The 16,154-nt window shown below is 71.7% G+C and carries 19 protein-coding genes; 5 read left to right on the top strand and 14 right to left on the bottom strand.

Annotated features, from left to right (window positions below):
- Nucleotides 1–12 precede the first annotated feature (12 nt).
- The 5 genes from ABTZ58_RS07150 (at nt 13) to ABTZ58_RS07130 (ending at nt 5,196) form a co-directional block, all read left to right on the top strand.
- Nucleotides 13–1,437, top strand: coding sequence for a BNR repeat-containing protein (locus tag ABTZ58_RS07150; RefSeq protein ID WP_351351375.1), 1,425 nt, complete (start codon nt 13–15; stop codon nt 1,435–1,437).
- A gap of 89 nt (nt 1,438–1,526) precedes the next feature.
- The gene (locus ABTZ58_RS07145) at nt 1,527–2,552 is read left to right on the top strand and encodes a LacI family DNA-binding transcriptional regulator (RefSeq protein ID WP_351351372.1); all 1,026 of its coding nucleotides are present in this window, start codon (nt 1,527–1,529) and stop codon (nt 2,550–2,552) included.
- 108 nt (nt 2,553–2,660) lie between these two features.
- Complete coding sequence (locus ABTZ58_RS07140; protein ID WP_351351369.1) at nt 2,661–3,962, top strand: alpha/beta fold hydrolase; 1,302 nt, start codon at nt 2,661–2,663, stop codon at nt 3,960–3,962.
- A 28-nt stretch (nt 3,963–3,990) separates the two neighbouring features.
- Nucleotides 3,991–4,755, top strand: coding sequence for a PIG-L deacetylase family protein (locus tag ABTZ58_RS07135; RefSeq protein ID WP_351351366.1), 765 nt, complete (start codon nt 3,991–3,993; stop codon nt 4,753–4,755).
- Nucleotides 4,756–4,959: 204 nt separating this feature from the next.
- The gene (locus tag ABTZ58_RS07130) at nt 4,960–5,196 is read left to right on the top strand and encodes a helix-turn-helix domain-containing protein (protein ID WP_351351363.1); all 237 of its coding nucleotides are present in this window, start codon (nt 4,960–4,962) and stop codon (nt 5,194–5,196) included.
- A gap of 97 nt (nt 5,197–5,293) precedes the next feature.
- Here the strand turns inward: ABTZ58_RS07130 and tgmC are convergent, their stop codons facing one another.
- The 14 genes from tgmC to ABTZ58_RS07060 form a co-directional block, all read right to left on the bottom strand.
- Nucleotides 5,294–6,412: an ATP-grasp peptide maturase system methyltransferase gene (gene tgmC, locus ABTZ58_RS07125; protein WP_351351361.1), complete on the bottom strand. Its 1,119-nt coding sequence runs from the start codon at nt 6,410–6,412 to the stop codon at nt 5,294–5,296.
- A complete protein-coding gene (gene tgmB / locus ABTZ58_RS07120; RefSeq protein WP_351351358.1) occupies nt 6,409–7,353 on the bottom strand; it encodes an ATP-grasp ribosomal peptide maturase in 945 nt (314 codons plus the stop codon). Before tgmB ends, tgmC begins: the two co-directional genes overlap by 4 nt.
- On the bottom strand, nt 7,350–7,640 hold the full coding sequence (gene tgmA, locus ABTZ58_RS07115; RefSeq protein WP_351351355.1) for a putative ATP-grasp-modified RiPP: 291 nt from the start codon (nt 7,638–7,640) through the stop codon (nt 7,350–7,352). Before tgmA ends, tgmB begins: the two co-directional genes overlap by 4 nt.
- A gap of 277 nt (nt 7,641–7,917) precedes the next feature.
- On the bottom strand, nt 7,918–8,484 hold the full coding sequence (locus ABTZ58_RS07110) for a hypothetical protein (RefSeq protein ID WP_351351352.1): 567 nt from the start codon (nt 8,482–8,484) through the stop codon (nt 7,918–7,920).
- A 127-nt stretch (nt 8,485–8,611) separates the two neighbouring features.
- A complete protein-coding gene (locus ABTZ58_RS07105) occupies nt 8,612–9,859 on the bottom strand; it encodes a helix-turn-helix domain-containing protein (RefSeq protein WP_351351349.1) in 1,248 nt (415 codons plus the stop codon).
- Nucleotides 9,860–10,007: 148 nt separating this feature from the next.
- Nucleotides 10,008–10,685, bottom strand: coding sequence for a collagen-like protein (locus ABTZ58_RS07100; RefSeq protein WP_351351346.1), 678 nt, complete (start codon nt 10,683–10,685; stop codon nt 10,008–10,010).
- Nucleotides 10,682–10,948 (bottom strand): MreC domain-containing protein, encoded by a 267-nt coding sequence (locus tag ABTZ58_RS07095; protein WP_351351343.1) that lies wholly within the window; start codon nt 10,946–10,948, stop codon nt 10,682–10,684. The genes ABTZ58_RS07100 and ABTZ58_RS07095 overlap by 4 nt, the downstream gene beginning before the upstream one ends.
- An 11-nt stretch (nt 10,949–10,959) precedes the next feature.
- On the bottom strand, nt 10,960–11,208 hold the full coding sequence (locus ABTZ58_RS07090) for a holin (RefSeq protein ID WP_351351340.1): 249 nt from the start codon (nt 11,206–11,208) through the stop codon (nt 10,960–10,962).
- Nucleotides 11,209–11,214: 6 nt separating this feature from the next.
- Complete coding sequence (locus ABTZ58_RS07085; RefSeq protein WP_351351337.1) at nt 11,215–12,063, bottom strand: N-acetylmuramoyl-L-alanine amidase; 849 nt, start codon at nt 12,061–12,063, stop codon at nt 11,215–11,217.
- Between the two features lie 61 nt (nt 12,064–12,124).
- Nucleotides 12,125–12,397 (bottom strand): hypothetical protein, encoded by a 273-nt coding sequence (locus ABTZ58_RS07080; protein WP_351351334.1) that lies wholly within the window; start codon nt 12,395–12,397, stop codon nt 12,125–12,127.
- Nucleotides 12,394–13,149 carry a hypothetical protein gene (locus tag ABTZ58_RS07075; RefSeq protein ID WP_351351331.1) on the bottom strand — a complete coding sequence of 252 codons (756 nt, stop codon included), beginning with the start codon at nt 13,147–13,149 and terminating at the stop codon, nt 12,394–12,396. The genes ABTZ58_RS07080 and ABTZ58_RS07075 overlap by 4 nt, the downstream gene beginning before the upstream one ends.
- Nucleotides 13,149–14,231 (bottom strand): hypothetical protein, encoded by a 1,083-nt coding sequence (locus tag ABTZ58_RS07070; protein WP_351351328.1) that lies wholly within the window; start codon nt 14,229–14,231, stop codon nt 13,149–13,151. The genes ABTZ58_RS07075 and ABTZ58_RS07070 overlap by 1 nt, the downstream gene beginning before the upstream one ends.
- Nucleotides 14,231–15,259 carry a hypothetical protein gene (locus ABTZ58_RS07065; protein WP_351351325.1) on the bottom strand — a complete coding sequence of 343 codons (1,029 nt, stop codon included), beginning with the start codon at nt 15,257–15,259 and terminating at the stop codon, nt 14,231–14,233. Before ABTZ58_RS07065 ends, ABTZ58_RS07070 begins: the two co-directional genes overlap by 1 nt.
- A gap of 13 nt (nt 15,260–15,272) precedes the next feature.
- Nucleotides 15,273–16,142, bottom strand: coding sequence for a phage distal tail protein (locus ABTZ58_RS07060; RefSeq protein ID WP_351351323.1), 870 nt, complete (start codon nt 16,140–16,142; stop codon nt 15,273–15,275).
- Nucleotides 16,143–16,154 lie beyond the last annotated feature (12 nt).

The raw sequence follows: 16,154 nt of genomic DNA, 5'->3' as shown, positions 1-16,154 counted from the left end.
GGAGTCCACGAGATGCACAGACGTACGCTGCTGGCCGCCGCCCTCGCCGGCGCCGTGGTGACGCCCGCCCTCACCTCCGGGACGGCCCGGGCCGCCGGCCCCGGCCCGTCCGTCACCCGGACCGGCACCACCACACTCGACGGTCAGGCCCTCTTCTTCGTCTCCTACGACGGGCTGGTCAACAACAACGCCTTCCAGAAGAACGGCCTGCTGACCTACAAGGGCCACCAGTACGCCGCCTGGTACACCGCCGACCGCAACGCCGTCGTCGGCCGCCGCGCCCTCGGGTCGAGCACCTGGTCGACGGTGAAGGTCGGGCACACCCTGCGCTACGACGACTCCCACAACGTCATCTCCATGGGCGTCTCCCGGGTCGACGGCCGGCTGCACCTCAACATGGACTCCCACAGCGACGGCTTCACCTACGTCAAGTCGGTCGCCGGGCTGATGGACAACCCCGCGGGACTGAGCTGGACCACCGGCCGCTTCGGCGCACCGCAGTCCACCCTCGACGGCCTGGCGCCGACCTCCCAGTTCACCTACCCGCAGTTCGTCTCCACCCCGGAGGGCAGGCTGCAGCTGAGCTACCGCGTCGCCGTCTCCGGCAACGGCCGCAACGCGCTCGCCGAGTACGACGGCACCAAGTGGACCAACCTCGGCGAGTGGTCGAGCTCCACCGGCACCTACACCAGCGAGCACGGCTCCTCCACCGCCCGCAACATGTACCTGCACGGCATCGACTACGACCGCGACGGCAGGCTGCACTCGTTCTTCACCTGGCGCGAGCAGAACGGCGCCGTGATGTGCAGCGGCGGCGGCATCACCAACCACGACACCGGCTACGTCTACTCCGACGACCGCGGCCGCACCTGGCGCAACAACGCCGGGACGGTCGTCGGCGTCACCGGCGGCTCCGACAAGGTGTCCGTGAACGACCCCGGCCTGGTCGTCGACCCGCTGAACCCGGACCACTCCCTGATGAACCAGGAGAGCCAGTTCACCGACTCCGCCGGCCGGCCGCACGCGATCATCTCCTACGTGCCCGGCCGCTTCGGGCAGTGCACCACGAACTACGTCACCGACCGGACCAGGAACGGCCGGGCCTTCCACGTCCGCAGGAACGCCTCCGGCACCTGGCAGAAGACCGAGATACCGGTCCCGCTCAACTCCAGCCAGCGCACCAAGCTGATCCTGGACAAGTACGACAACGCCTACGCGATCTTCCCCTTCGGCCGGATCGCCGGCGCCTCGGCGGCCTCCGGCCACACGGACTGGAGGATCCTCTTCGACGGCAGCGGCCTCAACGCCTTCGGTGAGGTCGTCATCGACGAGACGCGGGTCGCCCAGGACGGGGTGCTGTCCTTCATGTACCAGGAGAAGTCCAGCGGTACGACCCCCTCGGCACTGCACGTCGTCGACTTCCGGCTGCCCGCCTGACCGCGACCGGTTCCCGGGGCGGCGTGCCGGTAATGTGAAGCCGCCCCGGCCGCCGGCCCCCCTCGTCTCCCTCTGGAGGTCCCTGCCCGATGGCCCAGTCGGTGGGTATCAAGGACGTCGCCCGTGCCGCCGGAGTCTCCGTCGGCACGGTGTCGAACGTGATCAACCGCCCGGACACGGTCGCCACCGAGACCCGGGCCCGCGTGCTGTCCGCGATAGACCGGCTGGGCTACGTCCGCAGCGAGTCCGCGCGCCAGCTGCGCGCCGGCCGCAGCCGCATCATGGGGCTGCTCGTCCTCGACATGGGCAACCCTTTCTTCGTCGACGTCGCGCGCGGCGCCGAGCGCGCCGCCCGCCAGGCCGGGCTCGGCGTGATGGTCTGCAACAGCGCCCAGAACCCGGGCGAGGAGGCCGAGTACCTGTCGCTCTTCGCCGAGCAGCGGGTACGCGGCGTGCTGCTCACCCCGGCCGACGCGACCGGCCGCAACATCGAGGCGTTCCGCCGGCACGGCATCCCGTTCGTCCTGGTCGACCGGGTCGCCGAGGGCACCACCGAGTGCTCGGTCTCCGTCGACGACGTGGCGGGCGGCGCCCTCGCGGTACGCCACCTCGTCGACGCCGGGCACCGCTCCCTCGCCTACGTCAGCGGCCCGCCCGGCCTCAACCAGGTCCGCGACCGCCGCACCGGCGCCCTGGAGGCGCTCGCCGAGGCCGGGCTCGGTCCGGACGCGCTGCGCGAACTGCCCACCGAACGGCTGGACGTCGCCGCGGGCCGGGACGCCGGAGCCCGGCTGCTCGGCCTCGCCGACCGGCCCACCGCCGTGTTCTGCGCCAACGACCTGCTCGCGCTCGGCGTGCTCCAGGCCATGTACGCGGCCGGGGTGCGCGTCCCCGACGACCTCGCCATCGTCGGCTATGACGACATCGAGTTCGCGGCCGCCGCGGCCGTCCCGCTCACCTCCGTACGGCAGCCCGCCGTCACCATGGGCGCCATGGCGGCCGACCTGCTCCTGGAGGAGACCGAGGAGGAGGGCGCGGCCCGGCCGCACGAGCACCGCCGGGTGGTGCTCCAGCCCGAGCTCGTCGTCCGCCGCTCCAGCCTGGCCTCCCGCTGAGCCCGGACGGCCGTTCGGCACGGTTTCATGATCGAGGGGCTGACCCCCGGACGAACCCTGTGATGAACTGGGACGCGGCCCGAAAATCCGTCCGTCCCGGGAGCCTCGTTGATCCTCAGCTACCGCCAGCCCGGAGTCGTCCTCACCGACCGGCGCTTCACGGTGCCCCTCGACCACGACCGGCCCGGGGGCGAGACCATCGAGCTGTACGCCCGTGAGGTGGTCGCCGGGGAGAAGGCCCACCAGGAGCTGCCCTGGCTGCTGTACCTCCAGGGCGGTCCGGGGTTCGGCGCGGACCGCACGGTCGGCCGGCCCGGCTGGCTGGGCCGGGCGCTGAAGGAGTACCGCGTGCTCCTGCTGGACCAGCGCGGCACCGGCCACTCCACGCCCGCCAACCGGCAGACGCTCCCGCTGCGCGGCGGCCCCGCCGAGCAGGCCGAGTACCTCACCCGCTTCCGCGCCGACTCGATCGTTCGCGACTGCGAGGCCATCCGCCCCGAGGTCACCGGCGGCGCGCCCTGGACCGTCCTCGGCCAGAGCTTCGGCGGCTTCTGTACGACCGCCTACCTCACCCTGGCTCCCGAAGGGCTGGCCACCGCGCTGATCACCGGTGGGCTGCCCTCCCTGGACGCCCACGCCGACGACGTGTACCGGGCCGCCTTCCCGCGGATCGAACGCAAGGTCGCCGCCCACTACGCCCGCTACCCGCAGGACGCCGAACGTGCCCGCCGCATCGCCGACCACCTGCTCACCCACGACGTGGCCCTGCCGAACGGCTACCGGCTCACCGTCGAGGCCTTCCAGTCCCTCGGCATCGTCCTCGGCACCGGCGACGGCACCCACCGCCTCCACCACCTCCTGGAGGACGCCTTCGTCCGCACCCCGCAGGGGTTCACGCTCTCCGACGCCTTCCAGGAGCAGGTCCAGGGCCTGCTCTCCTACGCCCGCCACCCGCTGTACGCCCTGATCCACGAGTCGGTCTACGCCCAGGACGCCCGGCCCACCGCCTGGTCGGCCGAGCGGGTCCGCGCCGAGTTCCCGCAGTTCGACGCCGCCAAGGCCCTGGCGGGCGACGAGCCGCTGCTGTTCACCGGCGAATCGATTCACCCCTGGATGTTCGCGTGCGACCCGGCCCTGCGCCCCCTGCGCGAGACCGCCGACCTGCTCGCCGCCCGCACCGACTGGGCGCCGCTGTACGACCCCGCGCGTCTCGCCGCCAACGACGTACCGGTCGCCGCCGCCGTCTACCACGACGACATGTACGTCGACACCGCCCACTCCCTGCGCACCGCCCGCGCGATCCGCGGGCTGCGCACCTGGGTCACGGACGAGTTCGAGCACGACGGCGTGCGCACCGGCGGTCCCCGGGTCCTGGACCGGCTGCTGGCGCTGGCGCGTGACGGGGCGTGATGTCGGTGGTGCGGATTAATCTGCCGGCATGACGGAGCCGACGAGCACTCAACTCCAGCCCATGCCGGGCGACTGGCGGCGCGCCCTCGCGGTGGTGGCCCACCCCGACGACCTCGAGTACGGCTGCTCCGCGGCGATCGCGGCGTGGACCGACGAGGGCCGCGAGGTCGCCTACGTCCTCGCGACCCGCGGCGAGGCGGGCATCGACACGATCGCACCCGAGCGGTGCGGCCCGCTGCGCGAGCGGGAGCAGCGGGCGAGCGCGGCGGTGGTCGGCGTGACCGAGGTGGAGTTCCTCGACCACAGGGACGGCGTCATCGAGTACGGCACCGCCCTGCGCCGCGACATCGCCGCCGCCATCCGCCGGCACCGGCCCGAGCTGGTCATCACGCTCAACCACCGCGACACCTGGGGCGGCGCCGCCTGGAACACCCCGGACCACGTGGCCGTCGGCCGGGCCACGCTCGACGCGGCCGGCGACGCCGGCAACCGCTGGATCTTCCCGGAACTCACCGAGCAGGGCCTCGAACCCTGGGACGGCGTGCGCTGGGTGGCCGTCGCCGGTTCCAGCACACCGACCCACGCCGTGGACGCGACGCCCGGCATGGAGCGCGCGGTGCGCTCGCTGCTGGAGCACCGCACGTACATCGAGGTGCTGACCGACGAGGACCCCGCTAAGGGAGGTATGTCCGTCGAGCAGTACTGCCGGGACTTCCTCACCCGGCAGGCGGACGCCCTCGCCCCCCGCTTCGGCGGCCGGCCAGCCGTCGCCTTCGAGGTCTTCCCCCGCTGACCCCCTGCAGCGCCCCGCAACGACAGCGCCCCCGGTCCGTAGACCGGGGGCGCCTGGCCCTGCCCCTCCCGCGTGGCAGCTGGTAACCGGGCGGGCCGACCGATGAGGGGGGTGCACAGCTCTGCATACCCGCGCCCTCAGTGATCACACAATGCTGAACACGTTCAGCAGACATCTGCACAAGATCGTCCGAGCGTGTGTCGGATGCACGTGCTGCCCGACGACGACTCCTGGCTCACCGAAGAACGCCGGGCCATCGGCCACCGCATCCGTGCCGAACGCGAGCGGCAAAACCTCACCCAGGAGCGGCTTATCCTCGCCGCCGGCATCGACCGCGTGACCCTTTGGCGAGTCGAGACGGGCGAGGAGTCGAAGTTGTCGACTCTGCTGCGGATCGCCCGAGTTCTGGGTGTGCCGCTCGCCGAGCTTCTCGGCGAGTGAGGCCCCGCCCACCCGCCACGGGGGTGAACAGGCGGACGGGGCCGGCCGGGGTTACTGGGCTACGAGCGGCCGGTCGAGGAGGGAGCGGGCCTCCGGGCTACCAGTGGATCGTCTGCCCCTCCGCAGTGACGGTCACGGTGAACTTCTCCAGCGTCGGGGCGCCGGCCGCGCACCAGCGCCGGAACGCCTCCTCCACGGCGTCCCACAGTGGCTCCGGGCCGCCCTGCCGGACGAGCCACCGGCCGCCGTCCCGGTACACCGCGGCCCACGAGCCGGTCTCGACATCGACCAGGACGTCCTCGGCACGCCCGTCCCGCTCCAGCGTCAGCCGCTGAGCGCCCGGCACGGCGAGCTGCACGACGAACCGGGACGTCCAGTTGTCCAGCACCTCCGTGCCCATGGTCGTCTCGCTCTCCTTGCCGTCCTCCAAGTCGGGGAGCAGGCCGAGTGGCGGCGGCAGGTGCGGGCGGGCGAGCATGAACGACACGCCTCCGCCGAGCAGTGGACCGGAGGCAGTGCCGTCGCCGCGGACGGTCAGACGCGCGAGCTCCGAGGAGCCCAGCCATCCGCAGATGGTCGCCAGGATCATGCCGCCCGGCGGGGTCTGCTCGATCCACGCTGTGGGCACCGTGCGCACGGCGCACGTGGCGATGACCCGGTCGTAGGGTGCGCCCTCGCCGTGGCCGTTGAGGCCGTCGCCGGTGATGAGCGTGGGGTAGAGGCCGACGTGGCCCAGCGCGGCCCGGGCCCGAGCGGCTACGTCCGGGTCGTACTCGATGGAGGTGACGTTGTCCTCGCCGAGCCGTGCGCAGAGCAGGGCGGTGGAGTAGCCGGTTCCGGTTCCGATCTCCAGCACCCGGTGGCCGTCCTCGACCTGGAGGTCCTCCAGCATGCGCAGCACGAGGGAGGGCAAGGTGCTGGAGCTGGTCGGCTCCCGGCTGATCCGGCCGCGGATGTCCTCGGGCACGATCGTGCCGGCGATCTGGGTGACCAGTGACTCGTCGGTGTAGCAGCCCTCGAGCCAGCCGGGCTCTCCCGGCCGTACGGGCTGCCAGGCGGTGAAGTCGGTACCGTGCGCGCGGCGGAAGAAGCCGCCGCGCAGAAACTCGTGCCGGGGGACGGCCGCGGCTGCCTGCTTCCACGGTTCGGTGCGCAGGCTGCCGGTGGATGTCAGCCTGTCCAGGAGCAGCCGGTGAAGCTGGGCTTCTTCGGTCACGATGTCCTCTCCAGAAGGTCGGCCAGGGCCGCGGTCATGGGCAGGCCGGTCTCGGTCTCCAGCCAGTGCCACTGGCCGGAGGGGTTGCACTCCAGGAACCACCATCGGCCGTCCTCGCCGACGGCGAAGTCGAATGCGCCGAAGACGAGCCGGAAGCGGTTCATGTAGCGGTGGATCGCTGGGCGGATGCCGGGCGGTGCCTCGACGACCGTGTAGGTCAGGCGGCTGTAGTCGGTGCGCCAGTCGAGGAGGTCGGAGTCGATGCGGACGCAGAACACCTGGCCGCCGATGACGGTCACCCGTACGTCGGCGACCTTGGCAACGCGCTGCTGGAACAGGTGGGCCGTGCCGGCGACCGCGTCGTCGATGTCCGCCTCGGCGACCTCAGCGACCTTCACCACGGAGGAGACACCGTCGACCAGGTAGACGGGATTCGACAGCGGCTTGTAGATCACGGGCCCGTGGGCCTTGATGAACTGCCGGGCGGCGTCGGGGCTTGAGGTGATGAGGGTGGGCGGCACCAGGAACCCGGCGTCGACGGCCGTGGTGAGGCCGGCGGGTTTGAACTCGGCGTCCCCGATGCGGTGCGGGTGGTTGACGTACAGGCACCCGGGCAGGGACGCCACGACACCGCCCAGCCCGTACCGGGCCTGGGTGACGGCGAACCGGGCGTCCTGCTCGCCGAGGTGCGGGAAGGCGAAGCCGGTCGGACGCCTGTAGTACAGGGCCCGCACGTACGCCAGGTCCGCGGTGCGGGAGGGTGTGTGCAGGCGGCCACGCAGACCGTGCTCGTTGATCTCTGCCTCCACCGACAGGGTGGCGGGGAAGTCCCCCGAGTCGAGCCGCACGACCGGGACGTCCCGATCGTGCAGCTCACGGATCACCACGTCGGCGGTGGGGTCGTGCAGGCTGGTGACGACCAACACCGGCGAGTCGCTCACTGGTCGGTGTCGTTCCCGGTGTCGGTGTCCCCGCCGCCCTGGCCGTCAGGGCTGGTGCCGGTCGCCGGGTTGGTGCCGGTGGACGTGCCGTGCTTGCCCATCTCCAGCACCTGGCCGGCGGCGTCGTAGAACACCGCGGTCTGCGTGGCCGGATCCAGGGCGGCGCGGGCGTAGGCGGGTGCCATGGTGGGGTAGGGCGCCATGCGGCCGAGGCCCCACGGGCGTGCGGTTACGAGGCCCTGCGGTAGCGCCGGGCTGGTGGGCAGGCGGTCGGAGTGAACGAACATGCCTCTCCTTGTGTCGTCGTTGTGGAGCGTGTGAGACCCGCCCCGGCGCTCGACCTGTCTAGGGTTGGGGACCGGGGCGGGAGTCGTAGGGTGATCAGGCGCGGTTACGCGCCCTCCGGTACTCCTCGTTCAACCGCGAGCTCTCCGCACAGGGCAGGTTGAGGTTGACGCCCAAGTCGCACGGCCCTGCACGTCGGGCAGGAGCTGTAGTGGACGCCTAGGCGCTCGTACTCGGAGCCCCACGGCGCGGTGACGGACGATGGGCGGGCGGAGGTGCTCACTCTTCCGGCTCCGTGGCCAGGGTGCGCCATCCTGCGGCGATCAGCCGCGCAACCACCATGGGGGCGCACAGCGTCGCGGGCGAGTCCATGGGTACGGCCCAGTAAGAAGCGCGGCCGCGGGCGTCCTGCACGGCGTCCGGTCTCGGCACGCCTAGGTAGGTGCCGCGGCCGAGGCAGTCCACGTCCCTGGTGCGCCAGTCATCGACGGCCTTGTGCCAGGTCCTCGGCATGCTGGCAGGGACCAGGGCGTAGTACCGGGAAAAGTGCGGGTCACAGATGACGGGGCCGCCGTCGAGAGCCTGCGCTAAGAACGCGTCCAGGGCAGCCGTCTCGCTGCGCCCGGCGACGGCGGCCACCATGCGGCCGGGGAGGCGGACAGCCGAGAAGAGGCCGCCGAGCGGCAGCATGGCCACCTCGTGGCACCGCCACTCCTGACGGGCCATCGCGCGTTGCGGCGCCGGCAGTGTCGACAGCAGCCAGTGCCCGGCCGCTAAGCGACGGTCCGCGGTGGGGTGCACGAGCACCCCGGGGTGTGTCTCGACTGGTTTCAGTACGTGGCCCACAGCAGGTCTCCCCTGCGTCAGTGATCGCTAGGTCACCGAAAGTAAGGGCTGCGCGTGTGGGTCAAACAGCCACGGAACGTAGCCCTTCAGGAATCGCTGCACCCTGAAGGGCTACGGCCTGTAGCACTTACGCCGTGCCGAAGAACACCGCCAGCTCGCGCTGACGACCGGTGAGCTTCCGACGCCCGGCCACCTTCAGCGACTGCTCGAATGTGGACTTGGCCATCTGCTGATGCCGCAGCCACTCCGGGGCCTCCCCATGCAGTGCCGCCAGAACGTCCGTCGCCTCGTCTGGCTGCCGCAGCATCACGTGTGCCTGGGCCACGTCAAGTCGGTGCCGGTTCCAGGTGTTCGCCGTTGCCGCCGTGCCCGTGGCGGGGATCCGGGCCGACAGCCCGAGCACGCGGCGCGGCTGTTCGGCCACCATCTGGTTCTCCACCGCCTGGAACGCGACTGTCGGCCAGGCGAACTTCCCCCAGCCGTAAGCGTAGGCGGCCACGCTCCCGCCCAGGGCCGAGCTCGCCGTACGGGCCAGGCGCAGCATCTCCCGCGCCTCGCGGGGCCGGTTGTTCCTCGCGGCCGCGCTGGACGCCCGTACGAGCAGTCGGCCCCATCCGCCGAGCTCGACCTTGGACGCGCGGGAGATGCGGGGCTCCACTTCGTCCGCCGTTGCCAACGCCAGCCGCTCGGCCTCATCCAACCGCCCCTGACGCATCAGGAGCCAGCCCTGCAGATACACCGCTGATGCGGCGCGCGCACGGTCGCCGGCGGTCACGGCGTCCAGCAGGGCGTCTCGGATTGCGGGATGGGCGACGTCGTAGGCGCGCACCTGTGTGAGGTAGCGGCCGGCCATCTGCAGGACGTCGGAGCGGAGCTTGAGGGCCTCGGTGTGCTGGGGGCCATTGTCGAAGTGCTCGACGGCCAGACGGGCGCTGGCGATGAGTGCGGGGAGGAACTGGGCGAGGTGCCCGTAGTTGTCGCCCGAGTACGAGTGGGCCAGGGCGTCGGCGGTCGACCGGAGGTTACCCAGGTCGGGCTCGGGCGCGATGGCGTCGGCGAATAGCAGGCGTCCTGATACGGCCATGGGCGGGGTGATGGCCTGCCGCAGCGGCATCAGGTCGACGTTGTCGTTGTCGCCTCGTGTGGTGGCGTGCGGGGCGCCCGGGTCGAAGAGGCTTGATGTGCGCACCTTCAAGGCACGGGCGAGGGCGTGGTAGGTGTCCAAGCGTCCGTTACCGCCCTGTTCGATCTTCTTGACGACGGCGAGGCTGAGGCCTGCGCGCTCGGCGAGTTGCTCCTGGGTGAAGCCTCGCGCCAGGCGGATGTCGCGTACGCGGGTGCCGGGGAGGTCGTTTGGGCGCGTGTGTTCGGGCATACTGGTGCCTCCGTTCTCTGGTCGCACTTAGAACGGTACGCCCTTCGGCCCCCGCTTTCGGCTGGGGCCGTTGTGCTGTTGACGCTGCATGGCAACACGAATGCCCCCTGTACGGCTCGGACATGAGCCGTACAGGGGGCATTCGTGTTCATGGGTACTGCCGTCGGTACGGCTCCAGGCCTGCAGCGATCGGGCCGGGTGCTGGGCTCGGCGAGGGATCCGGATTCGGGGCCCCGTCGCGTCTGCAGACCAGCGCGTCCGGGTCCCAGGAGGGCGCCTGCAGGCTGTACCCCTCGGGGCAGTCCGGGCCAGGCGGCCCTTGCTCGCCCTGCGGGCCCTGCTCGCCTTGAGGTCCCTGTTCGCCCCGCGGCCCTGGCTCGCCCTGGGGGCCGGTCGCGCCCGGGGCGCCGTCCTGGCCGGCCTCGCCGGGTTCCCCGTCCTGCCCCGGTGTGCCAGGCCCGCCGTCGGCGCCGTTCTTCCCGTCGCGGCCAGGGCTCCCGGACGGCCCGGGCTCCCCGCGCGGCCCCGGTATCGGCACGGGCACCTCCGCCCGGGCGGGCAGGTCGTCGACGGCGTCCGCCGGGTCAGGTGCCGCCGGCGTCCCGCCCTCTTCCTTAACCTGGGCGCGCAGCAGCCGCACATCGGTCGCGAGCGTGCTGACGGCCTCGCCGCGGCGGTCGGCCTCCGCGGCGAGTTCCTCGGCCCGGGCGGCCTCCTGATCGATACGGGCCCAGATGATCAGGACGGCTCCGCTGAGGGCGATGAGCGTGCACACGAGCAGGACGCTGCGCCAGCGGCGGGCCAGGGTGCGCTCGGCACGTGTCACGGCTCTCCTCCGAGGTGGACGATCAGGGCGCGCAGCCGGGCGATCTCCGCCTGGTCTGCTGCGCGCAGGGCGGCCTGCTCGGCCAGCCTGGTGTTGAGGGCATCGCGCTCGGCCTTCAGCGCGTCGCGTTCTTCCTGCAGGTCGTTGGTGAGCGAGCTGTAGCCGGTGAGTGCGTTCTCGCTCCTCTTACCGAGGTACGCCACCACCGCGCCGACGACCGCGCCGAGCCCGACGAGCAGACTCCCGAGGGTGGTGGCGTCCAACGGTGGCCCCCTTACTGGCCGTGCCGACGGGCCGCGCGGACCAGGTCCTCGTCCGTGCGGGGTGTGTGCCGGGCCGCCCAGCCGGACACGAACGCGATGGCGGCCGGGACCAGGGCGAGGACGAACGGGGCCAGAGCCGGGGGCATCCACCCGACCAGCTCCGTGTTGTCCTGCACCGCTTCCAGCGAGGCGAGCAGGCCAGTGCTTCCGACGTATGCCGCAGCGGTCGCGGCGGTGACCTTCGTCTCTACGCGTGCCATGGCGGATCAGTCCTTCACGGTGAAGCCGTGGGCAACGCCCAGGCGGGTGAGTGATTCGCGACCGAAGTAGCCGTCGGCGTCGGCGCCGCGGAAGCCGCAGCGCTCCTGCCACTCGGCGACGGCCGGCCTAGTGCGGGAGCCGAGGGAGCCGTCGACCCACCGCCGCGCGAGCAGGCCCGCCTTGTACAGCGCGCCCTCGACGACGAGCGCTTCGGCCTTGTAGGTGGTGCCGCCCTGCGGCAGGCCCGGGTCGCGGCGCTGCGCGGCCCGGATGTGTGCCAGCGACACGACGGGCTTCTTCGTGCCGCCCGGCGCCGGGGCGGCGGGCTTACCGGCCCGCTTGATGATCTCGGGCAGCAGCTCGGCACGGAACTGCGCGGCACGCAGGTCGCCCGGGCAGTCGGTCCCGGACGGGGACCACTGCGGGAACATGCGGTGGATGCCGTAGCCCGAGTCGGCGCCGCTGCGGCAGGCCCGCAGCTGGATGCCGTGGGCGCGGTGTCCCCAGACGCCGAGGTCGGCCAGGGCCTCGAGTTGCTCGTCCGTCCAAGGATCCGACGCCGCGGTGTTGGACGCCGTCTCGACGCTGATGGCGCCGGACCCGTCAGCGCGCCGGTTCGCCTGGTAGTTGGCGTCGGCGCGGGTGGTCGTCGAGAGGTACTGGCCGAGGCTGCCGTCGAAGTCCACGCCGAAGTGGCTCTCCAACGAGGTCGAGTTCTTCCAGTAGGCGTACAGGCGGTGCTCGTCCCACGGCGCGACGATGCTATGGAAGATCATCTGGGTGGGGCGTATTGAGGATTGGTCGCGTGCCTCGGGCTGCAGCTCCAGGCGGACGGCGTTGCTGTACCAGGCCACGGGGCCTCCAGACATGAGAAAGGCCCCGGCCGAAGGGCTCGGGGCGGGCAAGGGGGGTGGGTCAGGACACTTCGGGCTGCGGGTCGAGCAGCGTGGCTGACATGATCGTCATCGGCTGGCGGCAGCGCCCGCACACCACGTTCGGGCTGCCGGCGTTCGAGTAGAGCTCCGGCACGTCGAAGGTCCGGGCGTAGTTCACGCAGGCCGTGTTGTCGTCGCGGACGACGGCCGCGTAGTACATGGCCGGCAGGAAGGTGATCGGATCGGGGACCGGGAGCGGCGGCGGGTCTTCTTCGGTCGGTTCGTCGCCGTCGGGGGCGGTTGTCTGGCTCACAGTCCGATCACCATCCAGTTCACTGTGGTTGCGGTCGTGTTGGTGCGGGTTGCCCAGAGCGTCGCGCCGGTCGCGGTGACTGCGGTGATGCCGACGCCGGTGACGGTGCTGCCGGGCACGGCCGTGGCGGCCGTGGCGAACCCGAAGAAGGTGGAGCCCAGAAGGTTCAGGCCGGTGATGCTGGCGGAGGTGGGCGTGTTGGCGGCGGCGGGTGTGATCGTCGTCGAGCCGATCGCCCAGTTCTTCGCCGTCAGCACGGCCCGGACGTCCATCAGGGGCGGGCCGCCGCCGACCGAGGTGGTCATGATGAGCTGTGCCGGAATGTCTCCGGGCAGCACGCGCCCCGGGGACAGGATGAGGTCGGTGTAGGTGTCGAGGTCGGTGTCATAGACCGCGGTCGCGGCCTCGACGACCTGGTTCTCATCGGCGGGGCGCCAGCGCATCTCCCCGCCGTACAGGTAGGCCAGCAGCGGGATGGGCTGCTGCCCTTTCGTCCACAAGCCGGCGCCGCCGTCGATGGGGTCGGGACCGAACCGACCCAGGACGCTCTCGTCGGGCCCGTAGATGAGCAGGGCCGGGCCACTTCCGTCGAGGGCGACGCGGGGCCCAGCAGCGGCGGTCTGGATGAGGGCCGCGGTCGCCGAGTCCATGCGCCTCGATGCCCGCAGTTCGCGCATCTCGCGCTCGAGGGCCGCCACCTTCTTGGCCAGGGTGGTGGCGTCGGCCGGTAGCTGGTCCAGCTGGCGGGACATCAGGCTTCCTCCACGAGAATCGGTCGGATCTTGTTCGCGCCGACGTCGAGCTCCCACGCCCAGCAGCGTGCGACGACGTCGGCGCCGGCCGGGTGGCGGGGCGAGGACGCGACGGCCAGGCGCACGCTGTCCCCGAGCCCCCAGTCCCGGCCGAGGCGGGGCGCTCGTGACGCGGTCGCCTCGATGCTCCACACCTGCGCGCCCTGGCCCATCAGGGCGAGCGTCTTGGCCGCGTGCGCCTGCAGCTGGTCCGGGTCGGTGACCCCGGTGGCCGGCGTGTAGCGGTACTCCCAGCGAGGCCATCCGGCGGCCAGCAGCGCACTCGCCTCGTGCAGCGAGGACGTCAGGCGGGAGCTGCCCTCCCCTTCACCGCGCGCGAGGACGGCAGTTGCGCCCTTGCCCGCCTCGTAGGACTCGGCAAGGGAGTAGCTCGCCACGCACCCGGGGAAGTCGAAGGTGCCCTCCGGCATGTCCGTCTGGACGCCGATGGCGGAGCGCACGCGGATGGGGAAGACGAAGCCGTCGCGGCCGGCGTTCCATTCCACGTCGACGGTCCACTCGGGCCCGCCGTCCAGGCCCATGACCTCCTGCAGGCAGGACAGGACCGACTTGTCGTCGCCGTCGTCGGTCAGGTAGTCCATGGCGGTGCCGGTGGCCACAGTGTCGATGACAAAAGCGGGGCCGTCGACGAGGGCGGGGGCAAGGAGGGCAGCGGCGACGTCGGCCTGGTCGACGCCGATGTGCGTCTGCGTGCCGGGGAATCGGCTGTCGAGGTACCGCTCCAGCGTCGCGGCCCCGATGCTCACCGTCTGCGCGCTGCCTCCTTCGCGGGGCAGGCAGACACCGGCCCACACCGGCAGGTCGGTCGCGGTGTCGACGGCGACCAGCACGGAGCGCCCGGGGGCGGTTGCCGATTCCCAGTCGTGCGGCGCGCCGGCCAGGGCGAGCTCGAACTGGGTGGTGCTGGTATCGCCCAGGCGCCGGGCCAGGGCTCCGGCGGGTTTGATCGCCGGCAGGTCCTCGACGATGCCGCCGGTGCGCAGGTCGCAGCCATACCACGCCAGCCGGTACGGGACGGCCATCAGGCCGCTGCCTCGTAGGTGAACGTCATCCGCAGCTGGGAGCCGTTGGCGAAGGCCTCGGGGCGTGTGGGGGTCTGGAAGTCCGTGCGGGTGTTCGTCGCGGTGATCGGGAAGAACGGCGAGGTTGTGGTGGCCCCGGGGCTGACGACGACCTGGCCCACCCACCGGTCGTTGCCGAGCAGGTGCGCGCCACCGATGTAGGAGGCGCCGACATTCGCGGCGGCGACCGGGAGAGCGAACGAGTAGTTGCCCGACCCGTAGGTGGTGGAGCTGCCCGTCACCAGGTTGATATGGCAGACGACTGTCCGGCCGGTCTTCTGGTAGCGGCCGATCAGTGTGCCGTTGCCGAGGGCGGGGTTTGTGGTGGAGGCCGTCCAGGTCGGGGTGTAGGACGTCCATGCGCCCGGCACTTTCTGGTAGGTGTCCCAGGCGGAGCCGTTCCAGCGCAGCAGGTCGGTGCCGTTGTCGTAGAACTGGCCAACGTATGGGCTGGACGGAGCTGTTGACGAGGGCAGGATGCCGCCCGGCGCCACGGTGTAGGGGCGGACCGCGGAGGACACGGTGGCCGCTCCTCCGCCCGACGGCGGCACGGTGATCGTGCCCAGGGGCAGGTAGATCTGCGTGCCCGCCGGCGTCGGTGCCGCCGGCGTCGATGACGCGGTGCCGGGCAGGTAGACGACGTCGCCCTGGGCGAGGCCGGAGGCGTCGACGGCGTTGTCCCACACCCGCAGGTACACCAGGTCGATGCGGGACAGGGTGGCGTGCGCGGCCTGCAGGGTTCCCGCCGACGTCGTCGAGCCCAACGCGATCTTGTAGACGCCCTGCGCCGGCTGGTAGACGATCGCCACGCCCGGGCTGACGTTGATGGTCGATCCGGCCAGGGACACCGTCAGGCCCGGGTCGCCGGGGCGGACCCCGGAGCGGGAGCCGAGCACGGTGCCGTCGGCCATCACGGTGGACGACTCGATCAGGCGCACCTCGCGCCCGGACAGGTTCAGGGTGTCGATCGCCCAGACGTCTACCGGCATGGCGGTTCTCCTCTCACATCCATGCCGAGCGCCAGGTGGCGGTCAGCAGTGCGTTGGCGTTGTACGAGCCGGCCTGGAACTGGTAGGTCACCGAGCTGCGGGCGCCGATGGTGGGCCAGCCGGAGGGGACCTTCAAAAACCGCCTCCTTGAGGCGTCGCCGTTGAGCATCACGGTGTGCGCGTCGGTGTCGATGACCAGGACGTCGCCGCTCTGCAGGGTCTGGGTGTAGATGAGCTGGCGCACGGTGCCGTCCGGGTACTGCCCGGCGACGATCGGCGCGACGACGGGCCCGGCGATGGTGAGCTGGGGCCGGGTGTCCATCGAGCCGATGTTGGAGGCGGTGATCTGCCCGGCCACGGTCGTCGCCGAGAAGGTGATGGGGAACGTGGCGGGGAACGTCACGCCGCCGCTGGTGAACGGCAGGCCGGTGCTGGCGGTCTCCAGGGCGGTGCTGTAGCGGCGGGGGTCCTCCGCCGTCACCAGCACCGACCAGGAGGCCTTGGTGTCGGTGATGTACTTCGTCAGCACCTTCCCGCTGCGCCGGACCGTCGCCTGCTTCGGCGTGGACTCCCACACGGTCAGCGTCGTGTCGGTGATGGCGGCCGCTTCGTAGAGCCGCTCCATGGCGGCCTCGAGGTCGGCGCGGCTGTTGGCCTCGACGATCCCGGACAGCGTGATGGGCCGGGAACCGAAGTAGACCGGGGCGCCCCACGAGCCGTGGTCGGCCTCCCGCTCTTGGTACTCGGCCCGGATCTCGGGGCTGTCCCAGCCCTCCAGGTCCTGCAGGCGCCAGACCACCCCCATGGCGTCCACGGCACCGAGCCGCAGGGAGCCGAGGGTGGCCTGCATCCCGTCGATGTCCGTACCTGGTGTGTAGGCCACCGAAGCAACTCC

It is taken from the genome of Streptomyces sp. NPDC094143 (genome assembly GCF_040303825.1).
In the GTDB taxonomy this organism is placed as follows: Bacteria; Actinomycetota; Actinomycetes; order Streptomycetales; family Streptomycetaceae; genus Streptomyces.
Note: the sequence above shows the minus strand (reverse complement) of the source record. Positions and strands in the feature narration are given on the sequence as shown.